The sequence below is a fragment of the Isoptericola variabilis genome (assembly GCF_050311655.1).
Classification (GTDB): Bacteria; Actinomycetota; Actinomycetes; order Actinomycetales; family Cellulomonadaceae; genus Isoptericola; species Isoptericola variabilis.
In genome coordinates this window covers 296605-321430 of the sequence record NZ_JBNOZM010000002.1, presented here as the reverse complement: position 1 = coordinate 321430, position 24826 = coordinate 296605, and the positions used below count along the sequence as shown (strand labels likewise).

At 75.8% G+C, this 24826-nt stretch carries 24 protein-coding genes; 9 read left to right on the top strand and 15 right to left on the bottom strand.

The features are described from left to right. Positions 1 to 16: 16 nt before the first annotated feature. Positions 17 to 1063, bottom strand: coding sequence for a nitronate monooxygenase (locus ACQP60_RS05890; protein ID WP_429729314.1), 1047 nt, complete (start codon positions 1061 to 1063; stop codon positions 17 to 19). 130 nt (positions 1064 to 1193) lie between these two features. On the opposite strand from ACQP60_RS05890, the gene ACQP60_RS05885 reads away from it, so the two are divergent. Beyond that, a complete protein-coding gene (locus ACQP60_RS05885; RefSeq protein ID WP_429729312.1) occupies positions 1194 to 1868 on the top strand; it encodes an ATP-binding protein in 675 nt (224 codons plus the stop codon). Between the two features lie 10 nt (positions 1869 to 1878). Beyond that, positions 1879 to 2337 (top strand): pyridoxamine 5'-phosphate oxidase family protein, encoded by a 459-nt coding sequence (locus ACQP60_RS05880; RefSeq protein ID WP_429729310.1) that lies wholly within the window; start codon positions 1879 to 1881, stop codon positions 2335 to 2337. 3 nt (positions 2338 to 2340) lie between these two features. On the opposite strand, the gene ACQP60_RS05875 is transcribed toward ACQP60_RS05880, so the two are convergent. Next, on the bottom strand, positions 2341 to 3360 hold the full coding sequence (locus ACQP60_RS05875; protein WP_429729308.1) for an LLM class flavin-dependent oxidoreductase: 1020 nt from the start codon (positions 3358 to 3360) through the stop codon (positions 2341 to 2343). 112 nt (positions 3361 to 3472) lie between these two features. Between ACQP60_RS05875 and ACQP60_RS05870 the strand changes: the two genes are divergently transcribed. Further along, positions 3473 to 4276 carry an alpha/beta fold hydrolase gene (locus ACQP60_RS05870; protein WP_429729306.1) on the top strand — a complete coding sequence of 268 codons (804 nt, stop codon included), beginning with the start codon at positions 3473 to 3475 and terminating at the stop codon, positions 4274 to 4276. 36 nt (positions 4277 to 4312) lie between these two features. On the opposite strand, the gene ACQP60_RS05865 is transcribed toward ACQP60_RS05870, so the two are convergent. After that, positions 4313 to 5113 carry a sulfite exporter TauE/SafE family protein gene (locus ACQP60_RS05865; protein ID WP_429729304.1) on the bottom strand — a complete coding sequence of 267 codons (801 nt, stop codon included), beginning with the start codon at positions 5111 to 5113 and terminating at the stop codon, positions 4313 to 4315. A 356-nt stretch (positions 5114 to 5469) separates the two neighbouring features. Between ACQP60_RS05865 and ACQP60_RS05860 the strand changes: the two genes are divergently transcribed. The 3 genes from ACQP60_RS05860 (at position 5470) to ACQP60_RS05850 (ending at position 8007) form a co-directional block, all read left to right on the top strand. Then, positions 5470 to 6492, top strand: a complete 1023-nt coding sequence (locus ACQP60_RS05860) for an ArsR/SmtB family transcription factor (RefSeq protein ID WP_429729302.1) — start codon at positions 5470 to 5472, stop codon at positions 6490 to 6492. Positions 6493 to 6573: 81 nt separating this feature from the next. Next, a complete protein-coding gene (locus ACQP60_RS05855) occupies positions 6574 to 7104 on the top strand; it encodes a GNAT family N-acetyltransferase (RefSeq protein WP_429729300.1) in 531 nt (176 codons plus the stop codon). A 9-nt stretch (positions 7105 to 7113) separates the two neighbouring features. Then, complete coding sequence (locus tag ACQP60_RS05850) at positions 7114 to 8007, top strand: alpha/beta fold hydrolase (protein WP_429729298.1); 894 nt, start codon at positions 7114 to 7116, stop codon at positions 8005 to 8007. Between the two features lie 4 nt (positions 8008 to 8011). On the opposite strand, the gene ACQP60_RS05845 is transcribed toward ACQP60_RS05850, so the two are convergent. After that, the gene (locus ACQP60_RS05845; RefSeq protein ID WP_429729296.1) at positions 8012 to 8623 is read right to left on the bottom strand and encodes an Lrp/AsnC family transcriptional regulator; all 612 of its coding nucleotides are present in this window, start codon (positions 8621 to 8623) and stop codon (positions 8012 to 8014) included. A 157-nt stretch (positions 8624 to 8780) separates the two neighbouring features. On the opposite strand from ACQP60_RS05845, the gene ald reads away from it, so the two are divergent. Next, a complete protein-coding gene (ald, locus tag ACQP60_RS05840) occupies positions 8781 to 9893 on the top strand; it encodes an alanine dehydrogenase (RefSeq protein ID WP_429729294.1) in 1113 nt (370 codons plus the stop codon). Between the two features lie 36 nt (positions 9894 to 9929). Here ald and ACQP60_RS05835 read toward each other — a convergent pair whose 3' ends face one another. Together ACQP60_RS05835 and ACQP60_RS05830 are read right to left on the bottom strand one after the other, a co-directional pair. Then, positions 9930 to 10916: a ribonuclease Z gene (locus tag ACQP60_RS05835; RefSeq protein WP_429729292.1), complete on the bottom strand. Its 987-nt coding sequence runs from the start codon at positions 10914 to 10916 to the stop codon at positions 9930 to 9932. A 19-nt stretch (positions 10917 to 10935) separates the two neighbouring features. Further along, complete coding sequence (locus ACQP60_RS05830; RefSeq protein ID WP_429729290.1) at positions 10936 to 11190, bottom strand: hypothetical protein; 255 nt, start codon at positions 11188 to 11190, stop codon at positions 10936 to 10938. Between the two features lie 200 nt (positions 11191 to 11390). On the opposite strand from ACQP60_RS05830, the gene ACQP60_RS05825 reads away from it, so the two are divergent. After that, positions 11391 to 11750, top strand: coding sequence for a hypothetical protein (locus tag ACQP60_RS05825; RefSeq protein WP_429729288.1), 360 nt, complete (start codon positions 11391 to 11393; stop codon positions 11748 to 11750). Between the two features lie 12 nt (positions 11751 to 11762). Here ACQP60_RS05825 and galE read toward each other — a convergent pair whose 3' ends face one another. The 3 genes from galE to ACQP60_RS05810 form a co-directional block, all read right to left on the bottom strand. Further along, positions 11763 to 12785 (bottom strand): UDP-glucose 4-epimerase GalE, encoded by a 1023-nt coding sequence (gene galE / locus ACQP60_RS05820; RefSeq protein WP_429729286.1) that lies wholly within the window; start codon positions 12783 to 12785, stop codon positions 11763 to 11765. An 88-nt stretch (positions 12786 to 12873) separates the two neighbouring features. After that, positions 12874 to 13527: an FMN reductase gene (locus ACQP60_RS05815; protein ID WP_429729284.1), complete on the bottom strand. Its 654-nt coding sequence runs from the start codon at positions 13525 to 13527 to the stop codon at positions 12874 to 12876. After that, the gene (locus ACQP60_RS05810; protein WP_429729282.1) at positions 13524 to 14708 is read right to left on the bottom strand and encodes an LLM class flavin-dependent oxidoreductase; all 1185 of its coding nucleotides are present in this window, start codon (positions 14706 to 14708) and stop codon (positions 13524 to 13526) included. Before ACQP60_RS05810 ends, ACQP60_RS05815 begins: the two co-directional genes overlap by 4 nt. Positions 14709 to 15085: 377 nt before the next feature. Here ACQP60_RS05810 and ACQP60_RS05805 point away from each other — a divergent pair, with 377 nt between their 5' ends. Further along, positions 15086 to 15430, top strand: coding sequence for an RNA polymerase-binding protein RbpA (locus ACQP60_RS05805; RefSeq protein WP_225566476.1), 345 nt, complete (start codon positions 15086 to 15088; stop codon positions 15428 to 15430). 131 nt (positions 15431 to 15561) lie between these two features. Here ACQP60_RS05805 and lnt read toward each other — a convergent pair whose 3' ends face one another. The 6 genes from lnt to tatA form a co-directional block, all read right to left on the bottom strand. Continuing rightward, the gene (gene lnt / locus ACQP60_RS05800) at positions 15562 to 17406 is read right to left on the bottom strand and encodes an apolipoprotein N-acyltransferase (protein WP_429729280.1); all 1845 of its coding nucleotides are present in this window, start codon (positions 17404 to 17406) and stop codon (positions 15562 to 15564) included. A gap of 124 nt (positions 17407 to 17530) precedes the next feature. Further along, positions 17531 to 19195: an amidohydrolase gene (locus ACQP60_RS05795; protein ID WP_429729278.1), complete on the bottom strand. Its 1665-nt coding sequence runs from the start codon at positions 19193 to 19195 to the stop codon at positions 17531 to 17533. A gap of 121 nt (positions 19196 to 19316) precedes the next feature. Then, positions 19317 to 22304: a DEAD/DEAH box helicase gene (locus tag ACQP60_RS05790; RefSeq protein WP_429729276.1), complete on the bottom strand. Its 2988-nt coding sequence runs from the start codon at positions 22302 to 22304 to the stop codon at positions 19317 to 19319. Positions 22305 to 22430: 126 nt separating this feature from the next. Beyond that, a complete protein-coding gene (locus ACQP60_RS05785) occupies positions 22431 to 23486 on the bottom strand; it encodes a diacylglycerol/lipid kinase family protein (protein ID WP_429729274.1) in 1056 nt (351 codons plus the stop codon). A gap of 46 nt (positions 23487 to 23532) precedes the next feature. Beyond that, positions 23533 to 24273, bottom strand: coding sequence for a twin-arginine translocase subunit TatC (tatC, locus tag ACQP60_RS05780; RefSeq protein WP_429729272.1), 741 nt, complete (start codon positions 24271 to 24273; stop codon positions 23533 to 23535). A 36-nt stretch (positions 24274 to 24309) separates the two neighbouring features. Further along, a complete protein-coding gene (gene tatA / locus ACQP60_RS05775; protein WP_429729270.1) occupies positions 24310 to 24618 on the bottom strand; it encodes a Sec-independent protein translocase subunit TatA in 309 nt (102 codons plus the stop codon). Between the last annotated feature and the right edge of the window lie 208 nt (positions 24619 to 24826).

Genomic DNA, 24826 nt, shown 5'->3' with positions numbered 1-24826 from the left:
GTGCCGCGCGCGGGGGTCACAGGTCGGCGGCGAGGGCGCGGACGACGTCGGCCGCGGGACCGGTGGCGGCGTGACGGTGCCCGGTCCCGGCCCACAGGTGCAGCCGTTCGGCGTCCCCGGCGGCGGCCGCGCGGCGGCGCAGCTCGCGGGTGAGGTGGTGCACCTGCGGGTAGGCGACGGGGGCGTGCCCGTCGTGCCGGGTGAGGAAGCCGTTGACGAGCGCGCGGGCGGGGCGGCCGGTGAACGCGCGGGTCATCGCCGTCGCCCCGTACCGCGGGTCGGCGAGGGCGCCCCGATGGGTCGGGGAGGTGCCGGCCTCGTCGGTGCGCAGCAGCAGCGTGCCGACGGCGACCGCCTGCGCCCCGGCCCGCAGCAGCCGGGCGACGGCGGCGGGGCCGTCCACTCCCCCGGCGGCCACGACCGGGAGGCTCGTGCGCGCGACGACCGCCGCGACCACGTCCTCGGTCGTGCCGTCGACGACGGTGCGACCCGGGTCCCACGTGCCGCTGTGGCCGCCGGCCCGCGGGCCCTGCACGACGAGGCCGTCGGCCCCGAGCTCCTCGGCGGCCGCGGCCTCCTGCGGGGTCGTGACGGTGACGAGGACGGCGGAGCCCGCCGCGCGCAGGGCCGCGACGTCGGCGGCGGGCGGCGGCCCGAACGTGCACGACACGACGGGCACCGGGTCGCGGAGCAGCAGGTCGACCTTCGCCGCCCAGCCGTCGTCGTCGTCGACCGGGACCGAGGGCAGCAGGGCGTCGAGGTCGACACCGTGTGCCGCGGCGTCCGGAGCGATCTCCCGTGCGTAGGCCGCGAGCGCCGCGGGGTCGGGGCGGGGTGCTGAGGGTGGCGCGGGGACGAAGAGGTTGACGCCGAACGGGCGGTCCTGGCGGTGGGCGCGGCGGACCTGGTCGGCGAGGGTGTCGGGTTGCTGGTAGCCGCCGGCGAGGAAGGCGAAGGCTCCGGCGTCGGTGGTGGCGGCGAGGAGGCCGAGCGTGGTGGCGCCGCCGGCCATGGGGGCGGCGACGAGGGGCAGGTCGGTGCCGAGGAGGGTGGTGCGGGCCATGTCGTGCATCGTCCCACCGGGCGGGCACCGTCTTCGGGACGGTCTCATCTGGCCCTCATGCGGGCCTGGCACGCTGGGCGCCCCGCCGGACGGCGGTGGAGGTCGCGGCAGGAAGGGGTGTGGTCGCCGCATGACGGCGGTGGTGCGGGAGCGTGGGACGGCGCGCTCGGCCGGGGTGGGGACGTTCGTGCTGGTGGGCGGTGTGCCGGGGGCGGGCAAGAGCACGGCGCTCGCGCGGGTGGCGGGGTGTCGTCCCGGGGTTCGGGTGCTGGACAGCGAGGCGGCGCGGCGTGACCTGCGGGGGCGGGTGCCGCGCGGGGTCCCGTACGGGGTGTACCGGCCGGTGGTGCACGTGCGGCACCTGGCGGGGGTGGTGCGGGCGGTGCTGTCGGGCCCGGGGTGCGGCGTGGGCTGCGCGGACGGTGCCGGCAGTGCCGGCAGTGGAGACGACGGCGCGGGCGTGCTCGTGGTGCACGACCCGGCGACGTCGCGGGCGCGGCGGTGGTGGTGGGCGTGCCTGGCGCGCCGGGCGGGGTGGCGTCCGGTGCTGGTGATGGTGGACGTGGGGCGCGGCGAGGCGTTGTCCGGGCAGGAGGCGCGGGGCCGGGTGGTGCGGGCGCGGGCGTTCGCGCGGCACTGGCGGCGGTGGGCGGCGCAGCGTGCGGGCCTGGTCGCGGTGTCCGGCGGGTCCGCCCCGTACCGCGGGTGGGCGCAGGTGCACGTGGTGGGTCGGCGGCAGGCGGTGGCCGCCCTGGTGGGCGTGGTGGACGCGGCGGCGCCGGTCCGGGCGGGTGACGCCCGCTAGGGTCGCGGTCATGACGACGTCGGGCCTGTCGGGTGGGGCGCTGGAGCGGGTGGTCGGGCACGTGCGCGGCGTGGGCGACGGGGTGGTCTCGACGCTCGGCCCGGACGGTGGCCCCCAGGCGGCGTACCTGACGCTCGCGGTGACGGTGCGCGGCGAGCTGGTCTTCGACGCGCGGGAGGGGTCGCGCAAGGTGGCGAACCTGCGGCGCGACCCGCGGGTGGCGGTCGTGGTGGGCGGCGCGGACGGGACGACGTTGCAGGTCGAGGGGGTGGCGGACGTGCCGGTGGGCGTGGACCGGGCCCGGTGCGCGGAGGCCTACGCGGAGGCGTTCCCGCGCTTCGCGGCGTCGTTGGTGGACCCGGGGATCGTGGTGGTGCGGGTGGTGGTGCGGTGGGCGCGCTGGGGCGACTACCGCACCTCTCCCCCGGTGGTGGAGCGCCTCGTGGGCGACGCGGGTGGTGCGGGCTGAGTGTCAGCGCCAGCCGAGGGCGGGCGCGACGTGCCGGACGACGTTCTCGATGACGTGCGCGTTGTACTCGACGCCGAGCTGGTTGGGCACGGTCAGCAGGAGGGTGTCGGCGGCGGCGACGGCCTCGTCCTCGGCAAGGTCCGCGACGACGTCGTCGACCTCCCCGGCGTACGTCTTGCCGAACCGGGCGCGGACGCCCTCGAGGACGCCGACCTGGTCGGTGCTGGCGGTCTCCATGCCGAAGTAGGCGCGGTCGCGGTCGTCCGTGATCGGGAAGATGCTGCGCGATACGGACACCCGGGGCTCCCACTCGTGGCCGGCGGCGGCCCACGCGTCGCGGAAGCGCTGGATCTGCTCGGCCTGCAGGCGGTGGAACGGCACGCCCGTGTCCTCGGACAGCAGGGTGGAGCTCATGAGGTTCATCCCCTGGACGGCGGCCTGTTCGGCGGTGGCGCGGGTGCCGGCGCCCCACCAGATCCGCTGTCGCAGGCCTTCGGAGTACGGCTCGACCCGGAGCAGGCCGGGCGGGTTAGGGAACATGGGCCGCGGGTTCGGCTCGGCGAAGCCCTCGCCGTCGAGCACCTCGAGGAGGCGGGCGGTGTGCCGGCGGGCCATGTCGGCGTCGGTCTCCCCCGCTTGAGGCTCGTGCCCGAAGTGGCGGAACCCGTCGATCACCTGCTCGGGTGACCCGCGGCTGATGCCGAGCTGCAGCCTCCCGCCGGCGATGAGGTCGGCGGCGCCGGCGTCCTCCGCCATGTACAGGGGGTTCTCGTAGCGCATGTCGATGACGGCGGTGCCGATCTCGATGCGGCTGGTGCGCGCGCCGACGGCGGCGAGCAGCGGGAACGGGGACGCGAGCTGGCGGGCGAAGTGGTGCACGCGGAAGTACGCGCCGTCGGCGCCGAGCTCCTCGGCCGCGACGGCGAGGTCGATCGACTGCAGCAGGGCGTCGGACGCCGAGCGGGTGGCGGACTGCGGGTGCGGCGTCCAGTGGCCGAAGGACAGGAATCCGAGGTGCTTCACGGACAGGTCAACCTCCTGCGGGTCACGGTGCTTCCCGGGGCGTCACCCCGATACTCGCCGTGGGGGCCCGCGCTCGCCCGCCGGGCCGCACCGCCCGGTCTAGCCTGTGCGCATGACTCTCGCGCACGACGTCGCCGGCGACCCCGGCGCCCCCGCCGTCGTCCTGCTCCACGCCGGGGTGGCGGACCGGCGCATGTGGGACGCCGTCGCCCCCGCGCTCGCGCACACGTTCCGCGTGGTGCGACCGGACCTGCGCGGCTTCGGGGACTCCCCGCTGCCGCTGGACGGCGGCCCGTACACGAACGCGGGCGACGTCGTCGCCCTGCTCGACGGGCTCGGGATCGCGGACGCCGCCGTCGTGGGGTCGTCGTTCGGCGGGAAGGTCGCGCTCGAGCTCACGACCGCGCACCCCGACCGGGTGCGCGAGCTCGTGCTCCTGTGCCCCGCCGCGCCCGGCGTGCCCGACACGGAGACGTCCGACGCGTTCGACGCCGAGGAGGGCCGCCTGCTGGCCGCGGGCGACGTCGACGGTGCGGTGCGGCTCAACGTCACGACCTGGCTCGGCCCGGAGGCCGGGCCGGACGCGGCGGCGGCGCTCGCCGTCATGCAGCGCCGTGCGTTCGACGTGCAGCTCGCCGCCGACGCGGCCGCGAGCGCCGCCGGCCTGCCCGAGCCGGGCCCGGACGGAGTGGAGGTGGACCTCGCGGGGATTCACGTGCCGACGTTCGTCGTCGAGGGGGCGCACGACATGGACGCGCTGCGGGCGTGCGCGCGGCACGTGGCGGCGTCGGTGCCGGGGGCGGAGCTGTCCCTGCTGGACTGGGCGGGGCACCTGCCGGTGCTGGAGCGGCCGGACGCGGTCCTGGCGCTGCTGCTGGACGTGCTGCGCGACGACCCCACCGTGCACGCGCCCTGACCCGCGACGGGGCACGGCCGGTCGGCCCCGGGGTCGTCAGGCGGCGAGCCACTGGTCGTGGGCGATCTTCGCGACGAGGGCGACGACGACGAGCAGCAGGACGGCGCGCACGAACCCGCCGCCGCGGGACAGGGCGGTGCGGGCGCCGACGATGCCGCCGGCGACGTTGGCGACGGCCATCCCCGCGCCGAGCAGCCACAGCACATGCCCGAGCGCGCCGAACAGGGCGAGGGCACCGAGGTCGCTGCCGATGCTCACCACCTTGGCCATCGCGGACCCGCGCAGGAAGTCGGTGCCGAGCGCGGTGACGAACAGGGCGACGAGCAGCACGCCCGTGCCGGAGCCGACCACGCCGCTGTAGAAGCCGACGGCGCTCGCGCCCCCGGCGAGCACGAGCGTGGTCCGCCGGGCGGGCGTGCAGCGGGCCGGGGCGGGTGTCCCCGCGCAGGGCGCGGCGCCGGGGCGTGCGACCACGGCCCACACCCCCACGCCCACGAGGGTGGCCGCCACGACGAGGGTGATGACGTCGCGCGGCAGGTGGGAGGCGGTGACGGCGCCGACGACGGCGGTGGGCAGGCCGAGGGCGGCGGCCGCGAGCGCCCGGCGTCGGTCGAGGCCGATGCGGCTCACGTAGGTGACGGCGGCGCCGGAGGTGCCGGTGATCGCGACGAGCTTGTTCGTGCCGAGCACGGTCGCGACCGGCACGGACGGCAGCACCAGCATGAGGGCTGGCACCTGCACCAGTCCTCCGCCGCCGACGACGGCGTCGAGCCAGCCGGCGGCGAACGCGACGGCGACCAGCAGGCAGACGGCGGTGGGGTCGACGTGCAGGCCCATGGGGTGCTCCTCGGTGCGGTCCGCTGTGGTGCGGTGTGGGTGCCGGGTGGGTGCTGCTTCGCCGGGGTCTCGAGCCTGGTCGTCCCCGCGTCCTCGCCGTGAGGCTCGGTCGGGGGGGCTCGGGGTCCACCGGTCGGTGGACGGGCGGCGGGTACGGCGTTGGCGCCGGTCGTGCGGCGTCGTCGTGCACCCTGGCGGAGGGCCGGGCCCCGGGCGGGGACACCGGCGGGGCGGACATTGCGCGTGGGTGCAAGGTGGGCGCCAGCCCGGGTGCGGGATGCCGGGGGCGACTAGCGTGGGTGGCCGACACTCAGTGGACGCTGGGTTGACCCGAGTGGACCCCGAGGTGGTGGCCCGTGCTCACGATCGACCTGTCGGCGGAGGACCTCACGCGCCTGCGCGCGCCCGGGCGCCCGGACCCGATGTGGGACACCGTGCTGAGCCTGCACCTGCTGCAGAACCGGCAGGCGGCCCTGGCGTTCGACCCGTGGCGACGTCAGGTGCGTGCGCGGATCGTGCAGGCGGGCCTCACGACGACGGTGGCCGCGCTCGCGCGGCTGGCGCCCTTCGCGTCGTACTTCCCGGACTTCCTCACCCCGACCCCGGTCGCCGGGCCGCGTCCCGACGGCAGCCGTGAGGAGGGCATCGAGGCGGCGGCCGACCGGGTGGCGGGCACCCCCCGGGCGCGGCTCGCGCGGGAGCTGGCGATGACGTTCCCGTCGGGGGCGCCGTCGTGGGTGCGGCGCATCGCCTCCGGCGAGGCGGAGGCGATGCGCTGGCTCGCGGGCGCGCTGTGCCGGTATCACGCGCTGGCGGTCGCCCCGTACGCGCCGGTGACGCGGGCGGCGCTCGCGGCCGACCAGGACGCGCGGGACGCGGCGCTGCGCCTCGGCGGGATGCAGGGGCTGATGGGCAGCTTCGACCCGTTGCTGCGGCGCACCGAGGGTCGGTGGACCGGCTGGTACCCGGTGACGCAGTCGCTGCCGTTGCGGGGGCGGCCTCTGACGGTGGTCCCGTCGGTGTTCTGCGTGCTCGCGCCGGTGGTGCTCGCGGACGACGCCCTGGACCCGGTGCTGGTGTACCCGGTGGACCCGGCGCCCGGCTGGGTGGCCCGCGGCGACGAGGCGGGCGCGCCCGACGACGGGGCGCAGGTGGCGCACCTCATCGGCCCGACCCGGGCCCGCGTCCTGGAGGTGCTGGACACGAGCCGCACGACGACTCAGCTGGCGCGCGTGCTGGGCCTCACGCCCGCGACGGCGAGCCGGCACGCGACGGTGCTGCGCGAGGCGGGCCTGGTGTCCTCCGAGCGGCAGGGCAACCGCGTGCTGCACACCCGCACCCGGCTGGGGGACGCGCTGCTGGCCGGCCACCTGGGCTGACACCTGCGCGGACACGTGCCTGGACCAGTGCCCGGAGGGTCCGGACACGTGCGCGTAACACTCCGGCGCGAGGATGCGGGGGTGATCATCGCCCCCGAGTCCCCGACCGCCGCCGACGTGCGCGCGCTGCTGGACGAGCACCTCGCCGACATGCACGCCACCTCGCCCGCGGAGTCCGTCCACGCCCTCGACCTGAGCGGCCTGCTGGCGCCCTCCGTGACGTTCCTGACCGCGCGCGACGACGACGGGACCCTGCTCGGCTGCGGCGCGCTCAGCGAGCTGGAGCCGACGACCTCGACGTCCGCCGGGCGGGGCGAGCTGAAGTCGATGCGCACCGCCCGTCCCGCGCGCGGGCGCGGCGTCGCGAGCGCCGTCCTGGAGCGGCTGGTGGCGCTGGCCCGCGAGCGCGGGTACGCGGCGGTGAGCCTCGAGACGGGGCCGCAGGAGTACTTCGCGCCCGCGCGGCGCCTGTACGCGCGGCACGGCTTCGTGCCCTGCGGGCCGTTCGGCTCCTACTCCCCCGACCCCTGCAGCGTGTTCTTCACGCTCGACCTCACGGGCACGGCGGGCAGTGCGGGGCCGGTGGGCGCCGTTGTCGGCCCCGCCGCCTAGCCTCGCTGGATGACCGACTCGACGGGTGACACGGGCACGGCGCCCCTGCTGGAGCGGCGGTTCGCGTGGCGGGGCCGCGACGTCGCGTGGACCGTGTTCGGCTCCGGCCCGCCGCTGGTGTTCTGCCACGGCACGCCGTGGTCGTCGTGGTTGTGGGAGCCGTACGCGCGAGCCCTGGCGGCCGAGTTCACCGTGCACCTGTGGGACATGCCGGGCTACGGGGCGTCGTCGAAGGACCCCGCGCACGACGTCGACCTCGGCACGCAGGGCGAGCTCTTCGCCGACCTGCTGGCGCACTGGCGGCCCACCTGGACCGACGGTGCCGACGGTGCAGAAACCGGCTCGCCGCCGCTGCCGCACGTCGTCGCGCACGACTACGGCGGGGCGGTGAGCCTGCGCGCCGCGCTGCTGCACGGCGCCCGGTACGCGTCGCTGTGCCTCGTGGACGTCGTGGCGCTGCGCCCGTGGGGCTCGCCGTACTTCGCCCTGGTGCGCGAGCACGCGGACGCCTTCGCGGCCACGCCAGCCGCCGTGCACCGGGGCGCCCTGGAGGCGTACGTGCGCACGGCGGCGCACCGGCCGCTGCGCGAGGAGCACCTGGCCGCGCTCGTCGAACCGTGGACGGACGCGGCGGGCCAGGCCGCGTTCTACCGGCAGATCGCCCAGGCCGACGAGCGGTTCACCGCGGAGCTCGAGCCGCTGCTCGGCACCCTGGACGTCCCGGTGCGCGTGCTGTGGGGCGAGGAGGACACCTGGATCCCGCCGGACCGGGCACGCCGGCTGGCGGACGCCGTCCCCGGCGCCGACGTGCGGCTGCTCCCGGGCGCCGGGCACCTCGTGCAGCTCGACGCGCCCGTCGCGCTCGGGATCGAGCTGCAGCGCTGGTTGTCCGCGGCCCGCTGACGGGTCAGTACCAGCTCGCCCGCGCGTGCTGGAAGATGAGGTTGGTCTCCGTGAGCGCCACGTCCGGGTCGGTCGACAGGTGCTCGATGACGAACTCGTTGAGGGCGTCGGAGTCCGCGGCGGCCACGTGCACGAAGAAGTCGTGCGCGCCGCCCAGCAGGAACACGTTCAGCACCCCGGGCAGCTCGGCGAGGCGCTGCAGGTAGCCGGAGAGGCGGGTGCGGGCCGCGCCGCGCATCTGCACCGCGATCATCGCCTGCAGGGGGTGCCCGGTCCGCGCCGGGTCGACGTCCGCGTGGAAGCCGCGGATCACGCCCCCCTCGCGCAGCTGGCGCACCCGCGTCAGGCACGTGGACGGGGCGACGCCCGCCCGCGCCGCGAGCGCGTTGTTCGGCAGGCGTGCGTCGTCCGCGAGCGCCGCGAGGATCCGCTGGTCGACGTCGTCCAGCCGCGCCGGCGCCGGGCCGCGTCGTTCGAGGCCCCACGACGGGTCCGGGCGGGCGTCCGCCGGTCGCACCTCCTGCGTGCGGACGTCCGGGCCGCGCCGCTCCCCGGATCGAACATCCTTCGCGCGCGGCTGGCGTGGCACGGGCTGAGACGGGTGTCGTGTCGACATCCTGGCAATCTACCGAAGGATGTACGGATTCGTGGCGCAGCGCCGAATCCGCCCGTCAGACTGGGACGTGAGCGGGGTCACACGCCCCGCGCCACGCACCCGCCGTCCCCCTGCCACGAGCCGGGGGCCGGTGCCGAGCCACGAAGGCGGACTCACCATGCGCATCGGCGTCCCGAAGGAAGTCAAGAACCACGAGTACCGGGTGGCGATCACGCCGGCCGGCGTGCACGAGCTGGTCTCCCGGGGGCACGACGTCGTCGTGGAGGCGGGCGCCGGCGCAGGGTCCGCGATCACGGACGACGAGTTCCGCACCGCCGGCGCGGACGTCGTCGCCGACGCGGACGAGGTGTGGGCCGGCGCCGAGACGGTGCTGAAGGTCAAGGAGCCGGTCGCGCAGGAGTACCACCGCCTGCGGCCGGGGCTGGTGCTGTTCACCTACCTGCACCTCGCGGCCGACAAGGCGCTCACCGAGGAGCTGCTGGCCCGCGACGTGACCGCCGTCGCGTACGAGACGGTGCAGACCCCCGACGGGCGCCTGCCGCTGCTGGCCCCGATGTCGGAGGTCGCGGGGCGCCTCGCGCCGCAGGTCGGGGCCGCCACCCTGCTGCGGGCCGCGGGCGGGCGCGGCGTCCTCCTCGGCGGGGTACCCGGCGTGCCGGCCGGGCACGTGGTGATCGTCGGCGCAGGCGTCTCGGGCATGAACGCCGCCCGGATCGCGGTCGGGCTGGGCGCGCGCGTCACCCTCCTGGACACCAGCGCGGACGCGCTCAAGGCCGCCGACCGCGAGCTCGGCGGCCGGGTGCAGACCCTCGCCTCGAACCGGCTCACCCTCACCGAGGCCGTGCTCGAGGCCGACCTGGTGATCGGGGCCGTGCTGGTCCCCGGCGCCAAGGCGCCCGTGCTGGTGCCGAACGACGTGGTGGCGCGCATGCGTCCGGGCGCCGTCCTCGTGGACATCGCGATCGACCAGGGCGGCTGCTTCGAGGACTCCCGCCCCACCACCCACGCCGACCCCACGTTCCGGGTGCACGACACGGTCTTCTACTGCGTGGCGAACATGCCCGGCGCGGTGCCGCGCACGTCCACGTACGCGCTGACCAACGTGACGCTGCCGTACGCCGTGGCGCTCGCTGACCACGGCTGGCGCGAGGCGCTGCGCCGCGACCCGGTGCTCGCCCGCGGCCTCAACGTGCACGACGGCCGCGTCACCAACGCGGGCGTCGCCGAGGCGCACTCGCTCGAGCACGTGGACGTGGCCGCCGTCCTGTAGCCCCTCCTCGAGGTCGTCGCGGGCGCCCCCGCCGGCTCAGGGGCGGCGGCGCGGCGGGAGCGGGACGCGGTCGAGGTCGGCCGCGACGGTGAGCCCGCCGTCGAACACCTCGCGCGCCTCGCGCTCGAACTCGTCGGGCAGCTCGTCCGGCACGCGGTAGCGCTGGGAGAAGTGCGTGAGCACGAGGTGGCGCACGCCGGCCCGGGCGGCGACGATCGCGGCCTGCCGGCACGTGAGGTGCGCCCAGCGGGCCGCGAGGTCCGCGTCGCGGTGCAGGAACGTCGACTCGACGACGAGCAGGTCGACGCCGTCGGCGAGGGCGAGGACCGCGTCGCACAGGCGGGTGTCCATGACGAACGCGACCGACTGCCCGGGCCGCGGCACGGACACGGCCTCGCGGCGCACGGTGCGCCCGTCGTCGAGCACGAGGACGCCGTCGCGCAGCAGCCGCCCCACCGCCGGGCCGGACGGGACGCCCGCGGCCGCGAGCGCCGCCGGGTCCAGGGACACGCCGTCCGGCTCGTCGAGGCGGTACCCGACGGCGTCGACGCGGTGGTCCAGCGGGCGGGCGGTGAGGACCGGTGCGCCGGTCGCGTCGCCGCCCGCGCCACGCTCGCCGTCGACGCGCGGCAGGGTCACGACGCGAGCCCCGGCCGGGAACGCCACGGGCTGCAGGGCGACGCGCTCGTGGTGGTCGTAGGCGCTGGCGTCGAGCAGGTGGCGCACCCACGGCTCGCCGGAGGCGGGGAAGGAGATCGGCACCGTGTGGCGCACCTGGTCCCCGGACAGCCGCTGCGCCACACCGGCGAGGCCGAGGGAGTGGTCGCCGTGCAGGTGGGTGATCGCGATGCGGGTGAGGTCGGTGGCGGAGACGCCCGCGAGCGTCATCTGCCGCTGCGTGCCCTCGCCCGGGTCGAACAGGATCGCGGTGTCGTCGAAGAACAGGACGTACCCGTTGTGGTTGCGGTGGCGGGTGGGCACCATGCTCGCCGTGCCGAGCACGACCAGCTCGCGTCGTGACACGTCCAGGCGCGCCCGGCGCTCAGCGGCCCAGGGCGCGCCCGACGACGCGCACCAGGCCCGTGGTCACGTGCTGCACGGGCCGCCACAGGTCGCGGTCGAACACGGCCGTGCGGGCGACCGGGCCCCGGCGCAGCCGCCCCGCGAGGCAGGTCGTGGCGACGGTCGGCGCGACGGGCGCGGGCTCGAGGGACGGCAGGCCCGCGAGCGCGGACGGCCGGTACCGGGCCCCCGGGTCCCACCGCTGGTGGGGGCGCTGCGTCGCGTCGTCGGGCATGGGGTCATCCTCGCCCGCCGCGCCGGGGCCCGCAAGGGGCCGCCGGGGCGCCCCGAGCCCCATCCCCATTCCCACGAACCTCTCAGGCTCGCACCAGGTCGGGGCCAGCCGGCGTCGACAGGGTGGCCCCAGGGCGAGCGTCGACGGAGAGGCTCCCCGCCGGGCACCACGGCCCGGTCCCCTCGACATGGAGGCAGCGCATGAGCACCCTCAAGGCAGTCGCCGGGTGGGCCGGGATCGGGGTCACCGGGGCGTGCGGCGTCGTGCTGCTCGGCGGTGGCAAGATCTGGTCGGGCACGCTGCTGATCGCGACGACGTTCCTCATGGTCCTGCCGGTCTGGCGCCGGGTCCCCCGCTGGGCGCGGCTCGCGCTGCTCGTCGCAGTGGTCGCCCTGGTGGTCGCGAACATCTCCACCACGCAGCTCCCGGGCCCGTCGACCGGGATGGTCACCCGGTGCGGCGACGAGGAGGCCGCCACGTTCACGCCGACGGGCATCCGGTTCCTGGACCAGCTGCGGTACATCCTCGGCAGCTTCCTGACCCAGGCGGCGCCGTCCTAGACCGCCTCGGGCTCAGGCGTCGGGGAAGCCCTGCGGGTTCTCGGACTGCCAGCGCCAGGTGTCCGCGCACATGTCGTCGATCGTCTTGACGGCGCGCCACCCCAGCTCGGTCTCCGCGCGCGTCGGGTCGGCCCAGAACGCGGCGAGGTCGCCCGCGCGGCGCGGCCCGATCTCGTACGGCAGCTCGCGGCCCACGGCCCGCTCGAACGCGTGCAGCATCTGCAGCACGGACGTGCCGGTGCCGGTGCCGAGGTTGAAGGCGCGCACGGGCTCCGCCATCGCGTCCAGGTGGTTCAGCGCGGCCACGTGCCCGGCGGCGAGGTCCTCGACGTGCAGGTAGTCGCGCTCGCACGTGCCGTCGGCGGTCGGGTAGTCGTCGCCGAAGATCACGAGCTTGTCCCGCTTGCCGACCGCGACCTGCGCCAGGAACGGCATGAGGTTGTTCGGGATGCCCTGCGGGTCCTCCCCGATCCGGCCGGACGGGTGCGCGCCCACCGGGTTGAAGTAGCGCAGCAGCGCGACCTTCAGCCCGCCGACGGCGACCGCGGCGTCGGCCATGATGCGCTCGATCATCACCTTCGTCTGCCCGTACGGGGACGACGAGGACAGGTACTCGTAGTCCTCCCGGTACGGCACGGGCGCCTTCTCCCCGTACACGGTGGCCGAGGAGGAGAACACCAGGCGCGGCACGTCGTGGCGGCGCATCGCCTCCAGCAGCGACAGCGTCGAGTCGAGGTTGTTGCGGTAGTACTCCAGCGGCTTGGCCACCGACTCCCCCACGGCCTTGAAGCCCGCGAAGTGCACGACGGCGTCGAACCGCTCGTGCGCGAACAGCCGCTCCGTCTTCTCCGCGTCCGTGAGGTCGATCGCGTGCACCGGCACGTGCGCCCCCGACAGCGACTCCAGGCGGCCCATCACCGTGGGCTTGCTGTTCGAGAAGTCGTCCACCACGACGACGTCGTGCCCGGAGGCGACGAGGGACAGGACCGTGTGGGAGCCGATGTAGCCGGCGCCGCCGGAGACCAGAACGCGCATGGCCCCAGCCTAGGGCGTCGGTCGCCGTCGTCGGACGGGCGTCCGCACCCCGGGCCGGGGCCGAGCGTGTCGCTGGACCGAGCTGCTCTCAGCTCCCGCCGAGGAGCTCGGTGAAGCTCGGCGTCGCGGCGAACGGGTCCACCGGGCCGTCGTTCTCGCGGCGGGCCACCCGCTGCGCCAGGTCGCGCCCGGCGCGGGCGATCCGCTTCGGCAGGCCCGCGCCCGGGTCGTCGGCGCTCGCGGCCCAGTCGTCGGTGGCGGCGAACACGCTGGTCGGCACGACGTCGGCGCGCAGGTAGGTGAACAGGGGTCGCATCGTGTACTCGAGCGCCAGGGAGTGGCGGGCGGTGCCGCCGGTGGCGCCGAGCAGGACCGGCATGCCGGTGAGCGAGTCCGGGTCGACGACGTCCCAGAAGGACTTGAACAGCCCCGAGTAGCTCGTGGTGAACACGGGCGAGACGGCGATCAGGCCGTCCGCGCCCGTCACGGTCTCCAGCGCCCGGGCCAGGTCGCCGGTCGGGAACCGGGTGAGCATCGCGTCGACGACGGCGTGCGCGAGATCGCGCAGCTCGATCGTCTCCACCCGCACCGTGTGACCGGCGTCCTCCAGCTCCCGCACCGTGGCGTCCGCGAGCCGGTCGGCCAGCAGGCGCGTCGACGACGGCTGGGACAGGCCCGCCGACACGACGGCGAGGGTGCGGGTAGGGGTCTGGATGCCCGAGGGCCCCGAGGACATGGTCATGCGCGTGCCTCCTGCGATGCGGCGGGCTGGGTGCCCTCGGCAACGGTACCGGTGTAGGGGTCGGCGGTGTCGCCGACGTGGGTGGCGCCGGCCTCGCCCGCCGCGCGGGCGGCGGCGACGCGCTCGGCGTGGGTCGGCGGGTTCAGCGGGACGTCGTCGGCGGGCCGCTTGGCCTCGACGATCTTGCGCAGCTCGGGCACGACCTCCTCGCCGAGCAGGTCGATCTGCTCGAGCACCGTCTTCAGGGGCAGGCCGGCGTGGTCCACGAGGAACAGCTGGCGCTGGTAGTAGCCCACCTCGTCCACGAACGACGCGTACCGGTCGATGACCTGCTGCGGCGAGCCCACCGTCAGCGGCGTCTCCCGCGTGAAGTCCTCCATCGACGGGCCGTGCCCGTACACGGGCGCCTCGTCGAAGTACGGCCGGAACTCGTTCCACGCGTCCTGCGACCGCTTGCGCATGAACACCTGCCCGCCGAGGCCGACGATCGCCTGGTCGGCGCGCCCGTGACCGTAGTGCTCGAAGCGCTGGCGGTAGAACCGCACCATCTGCCGGGTGTGGTGCATCGGCCAGAAGATGTTGTTGTGCAGGAACCCGTCGCCGTAGAACGCGGCCTGCTCGGCGATCTCGGGGCTGCGGATGGAGCCGTGCCACACGAACGGCGGCACGCCGTCCAGCGGGCGCGGGGTGGAGGTGAAGCCCTGCAGCGGGGTGCGGAACTTGCCCTCCCAGTCCACGACGTCCTCGGTCCACAGCCGGCGCAGCAGCGCGTAGTTCTCGATCGCGAGCGGGATGCCCTGGCGGATGTCCTGCCCGAACCACGGGTACACGGGGCCCGTGTTGCCGCGGCCCATCATGAGGTCCATGCGCCCGTCGGAGATGACCTGGAGCATCGCGTACTCCTCGGCGAGGCGCACCGGGTCGTTGGTCGTGATCAGCGTCGTCGCCGTCGACAGCGTGATGTGCTTCGTGACGCCGGCCAGGTAGCCGAGCATCGTCGTGGGCGACGACGCCACGAACGGCGGGTTGTGGTGCTCGCCCGTGGCGAAGACGTCCAGGCCCGCCTCGTCGGCGTGCCGGGCGATGGTGAGCATGTTGCGCACCCGCTCGGTGTCGTCCGGGGTGTGGCCCGTCGTGGGGTCGGTGGTGACGTCGCTGACGGAGAAGATTCCGAACTGCACGGCTGCGCTCCCTGCTTCGTGGTGGCTCGTGGTGGTGCGTGAGGCTCGCGAGGGGCCCGAAGACCTCACCCGATCCTAGTTCCATGCGTTTGCATGTACATGCCGGTGAACCGTGCACCCCTCCCGGTTGTTCCCGGCCCGCTCGCGCCGTCGCGGGTGACGTCGCGCACAAAGGACCCCGCAGCGGCGGTCTCGAGTTGCGCACGGCGCGCCGACTGGCGAGCCTGGGGTGGCAACCGCCGCGTCCACCGCCACCGCCTGTCTCCGGCACCGGCGTGGACCGTGCTTCACGGGACCTTCACGGACCGCCGGAACATCCCCCGGCAGGGCCGCGTTGGAACCTCAGGCCCCTTCCCACCGACCTCCAGGAGGACGACATGCCCGACCGGTCCCTGCGCGGCATGAGCATCGGCAGCAAGAGCATGGAGTCCGACGAGGGCGTGGACTTCGCCCCCCGGTTCCAGGCGCACTACGACTGCCCCAACGGCCACACCATCATCCTGCCCTTCTCCACCGAGGCCGAGGTGCCGCCGGTGTGGGAGTGCCGGTGCGGCGAGGAGGCGCTCCTGCGCGACGCCGAGAAGCCGGAGCCGAAGGCCACCAAGCCGCAGCGCACCCACTGGGACATGCTGCTCGAGCGCCGCACCGTCTCGGAGCTCGAAGAGCTGCTCGACGAGCGCCTCGAGCTGCTGCGCGCCGGCAAGCTGCGCCGCAGCGCCTGACGCTCGGACGTCCGAACCACGCCGAAGGGCGGGCACCCGGTGGGTGCCCGCCCTTCGTGCATCCCGGGCCCGTCCCGGGTTCCTCGCAGTTCGTCGCGGCTCGGATCGCCCCGACCCGTGGCTCCGACGGCTCAGCGGCGTCGCGCCCGGGCCGCGGACACGATGCCCCCGACGACGAGGACGACCGCCGCCGCCCCCACGACCCACCCCGGCCAGTAGCCCGCCCGCACCGCCGGCGTCAGCTCCGTGCGCAGCGGCAGGTCCGCCACCCAGTGGTCGGGCGTGAACAGCTGCGTGCGCGCCACGAGCGTCCCGTCCGGCGCGACGACGCCGCTCACCCCCACCGTCGACACCTGCACCGCCGCCCGGCCCGTCGTGATCGCCTGCAGGCGCGTCATCGCGAGCTGCTGCGTCGACTCCGCCGTGTACCCAAACGACGCGTTGTTCGTCGGCACCACCAGCACCTGCGCGCCGCGCTGCACCGCGTCCCGGACGATCTCGTCGTACGCCACCTCGAAGCAGATCACCGTCGCCATCGGCACCGTCGTGGGCCCCGTGCCGCGGCCGATCGCCGCGCCGTCGACCGGCAGCCCGACCACCGCCGGCGCCGTGCCGGGGATCATGTCCGTCGTCACCCGGTCCACCTGCGCGCTGAACAGCCGCACGAAGGACCGGATCGGGATGTACTCCCCGAACGGCGCCGGGTGCTGCTTCGCGTACCGCTGGGTCACGCCCTTCCCCGGCTCCCACAGCAGGGCCACGTTGTACCGCCCGCCCGTGGCGGGGTACTCCTGCGCCCCCACGAGGATCGGCGCCCCCACCGCGCGGGCCGCGTCGTCGATCGCCGCGCCCACCTCCGGCGTCGTCTGCGGGTCCAGGTCCGAGCCGTTCTCCGGCCACAGCACCACGTCGACGGCGTCGCCCGGGGCGTCGCCGAACGCGCCCGACGCCTGCTCGTCCGCGATCGCGTACGTGCCCTCCAGGTGGTTGTTCAGCACCTCCGCCCGGTTCGCGAACGACCCCTCCCCCGGCTCCGACACGTTGCCCTGCACCGCCCCGGCGCGCAGCACGCCCGACTCCGCGGTCCCGGTGCCCGCATCCACCACCGTGCCCGCGCGCCCCGGGTCGGCGGCGTCCGTCACCTCGCGCGTCCCCGGATCGTGCGCCAGCGGCAGCAGCAGCGGCGCGACGACGAGGGCCGCCGCGGCCAGGACGAACGCGCCGGCGCTCGCGGCCGACCGGGCGCGACGCCCAGCGTCGCGCCACGGGGCACGCAGCAGGCGCCCGACGGCGAGCGCGAGCAGCACGCCCGCCACCGCGACCAGCAGGGACACCAGGGTGGTTCCTCCGAGCCAGGCGGCGCGCCCGGTCGGCGCGCCCGCCATCGCCCACGCGAGGCGGCCCCACGGGAACCCGCCGAACGGGATCTCGGAGCGCCACTGCTCCACCGCGACGAACAGGACCGCGAACACGGCGGCCTGCGCCACGGCGTGCCCGCGCACCCAGCCCCACCGGCGCGCCCACGTCCACAGCGACCCGAACGCGGCGAGGAACAGCGTCTCCAGCACCGACAGCGCCACCCAGGGCACGGTGTCCGTGGCGAAGTTCGCCCACCAGATGTGCGGCAGCCAGAACGTCAGGCCGGCGACCAGGCCGACCAGGAAGTTCCAGCCGGCGGCCCGCCGGCCGTCGCGGCGCAGGGCGGCGAACAGCAGCGCGACGCCGACGAACGCCAGCGGCCACGCCCCGACGTCCGGGAACGAGGCCCACAGCGCCGCCCCGGACGCGACCGCGAGCAGCAGGGTCGCGGGGCGGCTCGCCCACCGGTCCGTGGGCGTCGTCGTGCGCGGCGCGCCGGCCTCGGCGCGGCCGCCGTCCCCTCTGCTCTCCCGGGCGCCGTCGGCGTCCGGTCCGGCGCCGGGGCCGGTTCCACCGTCGCGGGGCTCGCCGACCGGGCTCGGGCTCACGTGCAACACCCCCGCAGGGTACGTGACCGCGGGCGGTCGCCGGGCTCTCCGCCTGCGGTCGAGCGAGCGACCCGTCGCGGCGTCCTCGCGGTTGCCGCGACGGAACGCTTGCTCGACGGCATCGGCGGGGGCGTCAGTCGAACGTGTCGTGCAGGACGACGCCGTCGCGCACGGTCTGAAGGCACACGGGGTCGGGCTCGCCCTCGGACAGGTCGGGCAGGAGCGGCTGGCCGGCGCGCGCCTCGGGGTTCCACGCGGACAGCCGGTCCCCGGGGGCCTGGACGGACAGGGTGTCCGCGCGCCAGACGGCCAGGTGCGCGGGGGCACCGACCCGCAGCTCGCCCGCGCCGGTGTGGTCCAGCCCGGCGAGCCGCCACCCGCCGCGGGTGTGGGCGCGGAACGCGGCCCGCGCGGAGATGCGCTGCATGGCGTCCTCGTGGGTGAGGGTCGCGCGCACTGCCTGCCAGGGGTCGAGCGGGGTGACGGGGGTGTCGGAGCCGAACGCGAGCGGCACGCCCGCCCCGGCGAGGTCGGCGAACGGGGACAGGGTCGACGCGCGGCCCGGCCCGAGCCGGGCGGCGTACATGCCGTGGCTGCCGCCCCACGCGGCGTCGAACGCGGGCTGCACCGACAACGCCACCCCGTACAGCAGCAGCGCGGCGAGCGCGGACGCGTCCACGAACAGGGCGTGCTCGAGCCGGTGGTGGCCCGAGCGCAGCAGGCTCGCGCCGTGCTCGGTGGCGGCGAGCTCCAGCCCACGCACCACCTCGTCCATGGCCCGGTCCCCGATGACGTGGAACCCGCCCTGCGTGCCCGCGGCCGAGCAGGCGGCGAGGTGCGCGGCGATGTCCTCGCCGGTGAGGAAGAGCCTGCCCGTGGACTCGGCGCCGCCCGGCGCGGCGAGCAGGTCGCTGTACGGGTGGCGCAGCGCCGCGGTGCGCGAGCCGATCGACCCGTCGGCGCACAGGTCGCCGGCGATGCCGGTGAGGAACGGCAGCTCGGCGAGCATCTGCCGGGCGTCGTCCGCCGTGGCGCACAGCTCGCCCCGGTAGGCGACGACGTGCGGCAGCGCCCCCGCCGGGTCCGCGGTGAGGGCGACGAGCTCCGCGAGCCCCTCGCGGGTGTCCATGTTCGGCTCGCTCATCTCGTGCACGCCGACGATGCCGCGCGCGGCCGCGTCGGCGAGGGCGCGCCGGTACGCGCGGGTGCGGCGCGCGGGCGAGACCTGCCGCACCGCGGCGGCCGCGGCGTGGTGGGCGTCGGAGGTGACCATCCCGGACGCCTCCCAGCCGACGACCCGGTCGATGCCCACGGCGCGGGCGAACGACCCGGACACGACGGCCGAGTGGCCGTCGACCCGCGCCGCGTACACGCGCCGGCCACCGCAGGCCGCGTCGAGCTCGTCCGCCGTCGGGGCGCGTCGCTCGGGCCAGGTCTGCTCGTCCCACCCGAACGCGAGCAGCACCTCCTCGCCGCCGGGGTCGGCGGCGTCGAGCTCGCGCGCCCCCCGGGCGAGGGCCTCGAGCGCCGCCGCGAGCGACGTCGCGCCGCCCGCGGCCGTGAGGTCGACGGACTCGGCCGCGAGGCCGGTCTCCAGCAGGTGCACGTGCGCGTCGACGAACCCGGGCGCCACGAGCGCGCCGTCCAGGTCGATCACGCGGTCGGCCCGGGCCGCGAGCCCGGCGGCGGTGTCCTCCGCGCCGAGCCACGTCACGACGCCGTCGTCGACGAGCAGGGCCTCGGCGAAGGGGTCGGCGGGCGAGTGGACGACTCCGTTGCGGTACAGGGTGGACGTCACGGCCTGCACTCTATGGCACCGCCGCGCGCGGACGCCCACCACGCCGCCACACCGGCCGCACGGATCCCTCACATCCGGGCCTCACTTCCGGCGTCACACGCCGGAGGTCACACGCTGGAGGTCACACGCTGGAGTAGGCGACGACGCCGCGCAGGACGGCGGTCTGCGCCTTGCGGGCCGTGGCCCGCAGGGCCGGGCGCGGCGCCGCCTTGGCCAGCTGGTCCAGCACGTCGAGCACCTGCTTGCACCAGCGCACGAAGTCGCCCGCCGCCACGTCCGTGCCCCGCAGCACCGCGTCGAGGTTCTTCCCCGACGCCCACCGGTGCACCGGCGCCACCAGACCCAGGTCCAGCGGGCCCGTCGCCTCCAGCCGGTGCTCCGCCTCGAGGTCCGTCACCTGGGACCACGCGCGCGTCGTGGCGTCCAGGACCTGCGCGAGCCGCCCGTGCGGACCGCCCGGCACGAACGGCTCGGACGCCTCCTCGCGGCGCCCCGAGTACACGACCGTCGACACCGCCGCGGCCAGCCCGGGCGCGTCCAGGTCGTCCCAGATGCCGCGGCGCAGGCACTCCGCGAGCAGCAGGTCGTCCTCCGCGTACAGGCGGCCCAGCCACCGGCCGTCGTCCGTGACCGCGAGCGAGCCCGGGGCCGCGCCCTGGCGCGCCCCGTCGGTGCGCGCCAGGTAGCCGAGCCGCTCCAGGACGTCGCAGGTGCGGTCGAACGTCCGCGCGATCGACCCGGTGCGCCCCTCGACCCGCCGCACCAGCTGCTCGTGCTCGGCGCGCAACCGCTCCCACCGCTCCGCCCACCGGGCGTGCTCGTCCCGGTCCGGGCAGCCGTGGCAGGGGTGGGCGCGCAGCGCCGCCCGCAGCCGCTGCAGCTCGGCGTCGGACGCCGCGTCCGAGCGCCGTCCCCCCTGTGCTCCCCCGTGACCGCCCGACCCGCCGCGTCGCGCGCCCGGGTGCCGGCCGGAACCGCCGTCCCCCGAGAACGCCCCGAGCGCGTTGCGCAGGCTCGAGGCCAGGTCGCGCCGCTGGTCGGGGCGGCGCGGGTTGAACCCCTTCGGGATGCGCACCGTCGTCACCACCTGCACGCCGTTCGGCGCGTCCGCGAGGGTGAGCTTCTTGACCTGCTTCTCCTGGGTGAGCACGGTGGGCCGCGGGCCGTCGAAGCCGCGGTCGTCGCGCCCCGGGTCCAGGACGACGACGTACCCGCGCCGCCGCCCGGACGGCACCTCGACGACGTCCCCGCGCCGCAGCTTCTCGAACGACGCGACCGCGTCGGCGCGCCGGGCCCCGGACGCCGCGCGCGACAGCTCCTTCTCCCGGTCCTTGATGGCCCGCCGCAGCCCCATGTACTCGGCGAAGTCGCCCCGGTCGCACGCCATCGCCTCGGCGTACCCCTCCATGGCCTCCGCGTGCGCCTGCGCCTGCTTCGCCAGGCCCACCACGCCCCGGTCGGCCTGGAACTGCGCGAAGCTCGTCTCCAGCACGTCGCGCGCCCGCTCCCGACCCACCTGCCCCACCAGGTTGACCGCCATGTTGTACGTGGGGCGGAAGCTGGAGCGCAGCGGGTACAGCCGCTTGGACGCGAGCCCCGCCAGCGCCACCGGGTCCAGGCCCGTGTGGTCGACGACGACGGCGTGCCCCTCGACGTCGATCCCCCGCCGCCCGGCGCGCCCGGTGAGCTGGGTGTACTCGCCCGGCGTCACCGGCTGGTGGGCCGTGCCGTCCCACTTCACCAGCTTCTCCAGCACCACCGACCGGGCCGGCATGTTGATGCCCAGCGCCAGCGTCTCGGTCGCGAACACGACCTTGACCAGGCCGCGGGAGAACAGCTCCTCGACCGTCTCCTTGAACACCGGCAGCATGCCCGCGTGGTGCGCCGCGATGCCCCGCGACAGGGACTCCGCCCACGCCCAGTACCCGAGCACGTCGAGGTCCTCGGTGGGGATGGTCGCGGTGCGCTCCTCGACCACCCGCCGGATCTGCGCCTCCTCCTCGCCGTTCGTCAGCCGCAGGCCCGCGCGCAGGCACTGCTGCACCGCCCCGTCGCAGCCCGCGCGGGAGAAGATGAAGTAGATCGCGGGCAGCAGCGCGTCCGCGTCCAGGGAGTCGACGACGGCGAACCGCGGCGGCGTGCGGCGGTGCGCCACCGGCCCGCCCGCCCCCGGCCGCTTGCCCCCGCGCCCCCGGTAGCCGCGGTCGCCCCGCCCCCGGTGCCCGTGCCGCCCGTGCGCGGACTCCGCGCGCGCCGAGACGCGGAACATCGCCTGCAGGTCCGGGTTGATCGGCGGGTTCGTGCCCGGGTCGGTCGGGTCCACGTGCCCCGCGTACAGGTCCATCAGCCGCGGCAGCCCGCGCGGCTCCGGGGCCGAGACCACGACGTGCTGCCACAGCGGCACCGGCCGGCGCTCGCTGACCACCACGGCCGTGTCGCCGCGCACGGTGGCGAGCCAGTCGCCGAACTCCTCCGCGTTCGACACCGTCGCGGACAGGGACACGAGCTGCACGTGGTCGGGCAGGTGGATGATGACCTCCTCCCACACCGGGCCGCGGAACCGGTCGGCGAGGTAGTGCACCTCGTCCATGACGACGTACGCCAGCCCGTCGAGGGCGGACGACCCCGCGTACAGCATGTTGCGCAGCACCTCGGTGGTCATGACGACCACGGGCGCTCCGGCGTTGACCGACGTGTCCCCGGTGAGCAGGCCGACGTTCGCGGCGCCGTGCCGGGCGACGAGGTCGGTGTACTTCTGGTTGCTGAGCGCCTTGATCGGCGTCGTGTAGAACGCCTTGCCGCCGCGCGCGAGCGCGAGGTGGACGGCGAACTCCCCCACCACCGTCTTGCCCGCGCCCGTGGGGGCGGCGACCAACACCCCGCGCCCCTCCTCGAGCGCGACGCACGCGTCCACCTGGAACGGGTCGAGCTCGAACCCGACCACCTGGCGGAACAGCCGCAGCTCGCCCTCCGCGTCGGCCTTGTCGCGCGCGCTGCGCTCCCGCGCCGCGGCGTACCGCTCGGCGGGGCTGGGGGTGTCGGTGCCGGACGCAGAGCCGTCAGGCGTGCCGGCGCGTGAGCCGGAGCCGGGACGGGAACGGGGGGTCATGCCGTCAGCCTAGGCGTCGTCGCCCCGGGGACCGTGCGCGGGTCCACGGTGATTCGCGGCGGGTGGTGCGCGGTGGGTGACGTGAGACGGGCGACGCGTGGCACGACCGCTCAGCGGTGCTCGACCTCAGCGCGCCTCGACGAGGACCTGCAGGGCGCGGGCCCGCGCCTCGACGCGCAGCGGCAGGCCCCCGAGGCGCTCGCCGTCCGCGTGCGCGACCGGCAGGGGGCGCTCGCCGGCCACCCAGGCCTCCGGCCCGGGCTCGATCGTCACGGCGCGCGCCCGCACGACGTGCACCTTGCGGCGGCGCACGTGCCCGCCGGTGAACATGCTCGGGAAGACGGCGAGGGCGCCCGCCTTCGACAGGTCGGTGGCGACGAGCACGTCGAGCAGGCCGTCGTCGAGGGACGCCGACGGTGCGACACGGATGCCGCCGCCGATCTGCGGCCCGTTCGCCGCGGTGACGAGGGCCGCCCGGCCCGTCCAGGTCGCGGTGCCCGCCGGGCCGGGGCGCAACCGCAGCCCGGCACCCGCGTCCGACGTCGCCGGGGCGACGCCGTCGAACGTGAGCCGGTACGACCAGGGCCGGTAGCGCACCAGCTCGATCGCGGCGGCCACGGTGTACCGGGCGCTGCCGCGCGGGTGCCGCAGCCGGTTGGCGCGCGCGTTCACCGCGGCGTCGAGGCCCGCCGAGACGGCGCCGGCCACCCAGCGGGGACCGGCGGCCGTGCTCGCCGCAGCCCCTACCGATGTGCCCGCGGAGGTGCCCGCGGCGAGGCCGGGACCGGTGACGAGCGCCGCGTCGACGCGACGGATCCCGGCGGCGCCGGCGTCCAGCGCCCGGCACAGGGCGGCGCCCGCCGCGGCGGGGTCGCGCACGGGCAGCCCGAGCGTGGCGGCGAAGTCGTTCCCGGTGCCGACGGGGACGATCCCGAGCGGGACGTCGGTGCCGGCGACGGCCTGCGCCCCCAGGTGCACCATGCCGTCGCCGCCCACGACGACGAGCGCGTCGACGGGGTCCGCCGGTCCGCCCGTGCCGTCGACCGCCGCCCGCGCCCAGGCGAGCGCGGCGTCGGCGTCCGGTCCGGACAGGTCGACGGCGTCGTGCCCCGCCCGGCGCAGCCCGGCCAGCACCCCCTCGCCGGCGTACGCGGCCCGCCCCTTGCCCGCGGTGGGGTTCACGACCACGCCCAGGCGCAGCGGGCGGCTGCCCCCGGGCGCGTTCCCGTCAGACAGTGGGGGCGACCCTGCGCTTGTCGACGCGCCGGTCGTGCAGCACGCACACGCCCAGGGCGCCGAAGTACAGCACGCAGATCGGCAGGGCCACGAAGATCATCGTCAGCGCGTCGGGCGTCGGCGTCATCACGGCCGCGAACACGAACGCGACGAGCACCGCCCACCGCCAGCCCTTGGCGAGGGTCTCGTGCCGCAGCACCCCGGCCATGTTGAGGCCGACGAGGAACACGGGCGACACGAACGCGATGCCGAACGCCAGCACCAGGCGCATGACGAAGCTGAGGTACCCCTGCGCGTCGGTGAAGTTCACCGCACCCTCGGGCACGAACCCGGCGAGGATGTCCACGGCGTGCGGCAGCACCCACCACGCCAGCGCGGCGCCGCCCAGGAACAGCGGGACGGCCGCGCCCAGGAACCCGTAGGCGTACCCCTTCTCCCGACGCGTCAGCCCGGGGGTCACGAAGGCCCACAGCTGGTAGAGCCACCAGGGGCACGTCACGATCACGCCGAGGAACAGCGAGACCTTGATCTTCATGTCCAGCGCCGACGCCATGCCGGTGAAGTTCAGGGCGATCGTCTTGCCCTGCTCCTCCGCGGCCGCCGACAGGGGCGCCTGGAGCGCGGCGAGCAGCGGTTCGTACAGGACCCATCCGGCGACCGCACCCACGACGAGGCCGCACGCGGCGAGGAAGAGCCGCTTGCGCAGCTCCAGCAGGTGCTCGCGCAGGGGCATGCGCCCCTCGGGGTCCCGGGTGTTTCCGGGCACCGACTACGCCCGCGGCTGCTTCGGGTCGATGAGACCCGGGATCTGCTCCTGGCCGCCCGCGGACGCCGGCGGCGCCTGCGTGGTGGACTGCGTGGAGGGCGTGGCAGGACCGGACGTCGACGGCGTCGTCGAGTCGTCGGACGTCGGCTCGTTCGAGTCGTTGAGCTTGCCGTCGTCCGTGAGGTCCTTGACCTCCTTCTTGAAGATCTTCAGCGACTGGCCGACGCTGCGCGCCAGGTCAGGGAGCCTGCGCGCCCCGAACAGCAGCAGGATCACGACCACCAGCACGATGATGTGCCAGGGCTTGAGCATGCCCATGAGAATGGCTCCTCGTTCTCGTCCGCCCGGTGGGCGGGGTGTGTCGGGGTCAACCCTAGTGGGTCCCCGGGGACGTGAAGGTGACGTTCGGGTGACGACCTGGCCCGTCGGACGCCCTGACGAGCGCTCCGGTCGGGGATCTGGTGGGGGATCGGGTCGGGGATCGGGTCAGAACGGGTACCCCTGCACCCGCGACTGCACG

Excerpts from the sequence above, each read along its gene's own strand:
- ACQP60_RS05890 (WP_429729314.1), bottom strand. The coding sequence starts at position 1,063 with ATGGCCCGCACCACCCTCCTCGGCACCGACCTGCCCCTCGTCGCCGCC.
- ACQP60_RS05885 (WP_429729312.1), top strand. The coding sequence starts at position 1,194 with ATGACGGCGGTGGTGCGGGAGCGTGGGACGGCGCGCTCGGCCGGGGTG.
- ACQP60_RS05880 (WP_429729310.1), top strand. The coding sequence starts at position 1,879 with ATGACGACGTCGGGCCTGTCGGGTGGGGCGCTGGAGCGGGTGGTCGGG.
- ACQP60_RS05870 (WP_429729306.1), top strand. The coding sequence starts at position 3,473 with ATGACTCTCGCGCACGACGTCGCCGGCGACCCCGGCGCCCCCGCCGTC.
- ACQP60_RS05865 (WP_429729304.1), bottom strand. The coding sequence starts at position 5,113 with ATGGGCCTGCACGTCGACCCCACCGCCGTCTGCCTGCTGGTCGCCGTC.
- ACQP60_RS05850 (WP_429729298.1), top strand. The coding sequence starts at position 7,114 with ATGACCGACTCGACGGGTGACACGGGCACGGCGCCCCTGCTGGAGCGG.
- ACQP60_RS05845 (WP_429729296.1), bottom strand. The coding sequence starts at position 8,623 with ATGTCGACACGACACCCGTCTCAGCCCGTGCCACGCCAGCCGCGCGCG.
- ald (WP_429729294.1), top strand. The coding sequence starts at position 8,781 with ATGCGCATCGGCGTCCCGAAGGAAGTCAAGAACCACGAGTACCGGGTG.
- ACQP60_RS05830 (WP_429729290.1), bottom strand. The coding sequence starts at position 11,190 with ATGCCCGACGACGCGACGCAGCGCCCCCACCAGCGGTGGGACCCGGGG.
- ACQP60_RS05825 (WP_429729288.1), top strand. The coding sequence starts at position 11,391 with ATGAGCACCCTCAAGGCAGTCGCCGGGTGGGCCGGGATCGGGGTCACC.
- galE (WP_429729286.1), bottom strand. The coding sequence starts at position 12,785 with ATGCGCGTTCTGGTCTCCGGCGGCGCCGGCTACATCGGCTCCCACACG.
- ACQP60_RS05815 (WP_429729284.1), bottom strand. The coding sequence starts at position 13,527 with ATGACCATGTCCTCGGGGCCCTCGGGCATCCAGACCCCTACCCGCACC.
- ACQP60_RS05805 (WP_225566476.1), top strand. The coding sequence starts at position 15,086 with ATGCCCGACCGGTCCCTGCGCGGCATGAGCATCGGCAGCAAGAGCATG.
- ACQP60_RS05790 (WP_429729276.1), bottom strand. The coding sequence starts at position 22,304 with ATGACCCCCCGTTCCCGTCCCGGCTCCGGCTCACGCGCCGGCACGCCT.
- tatC (WP_429729272.1), bottom strand. The coding sequence starts at position 24,273 with ATGCCCCTGCGCGAGCACCTGCTGGAGCTGCGCAAGCGGCTCTTCCTC.
- tatA (WP_429729270.1), bottom strand. The coding sequence starts at position 24,618 with ATGCTCAAGCCCTGGCACATCATCGTGCTGGTGGTCGTGATCCTGCTG.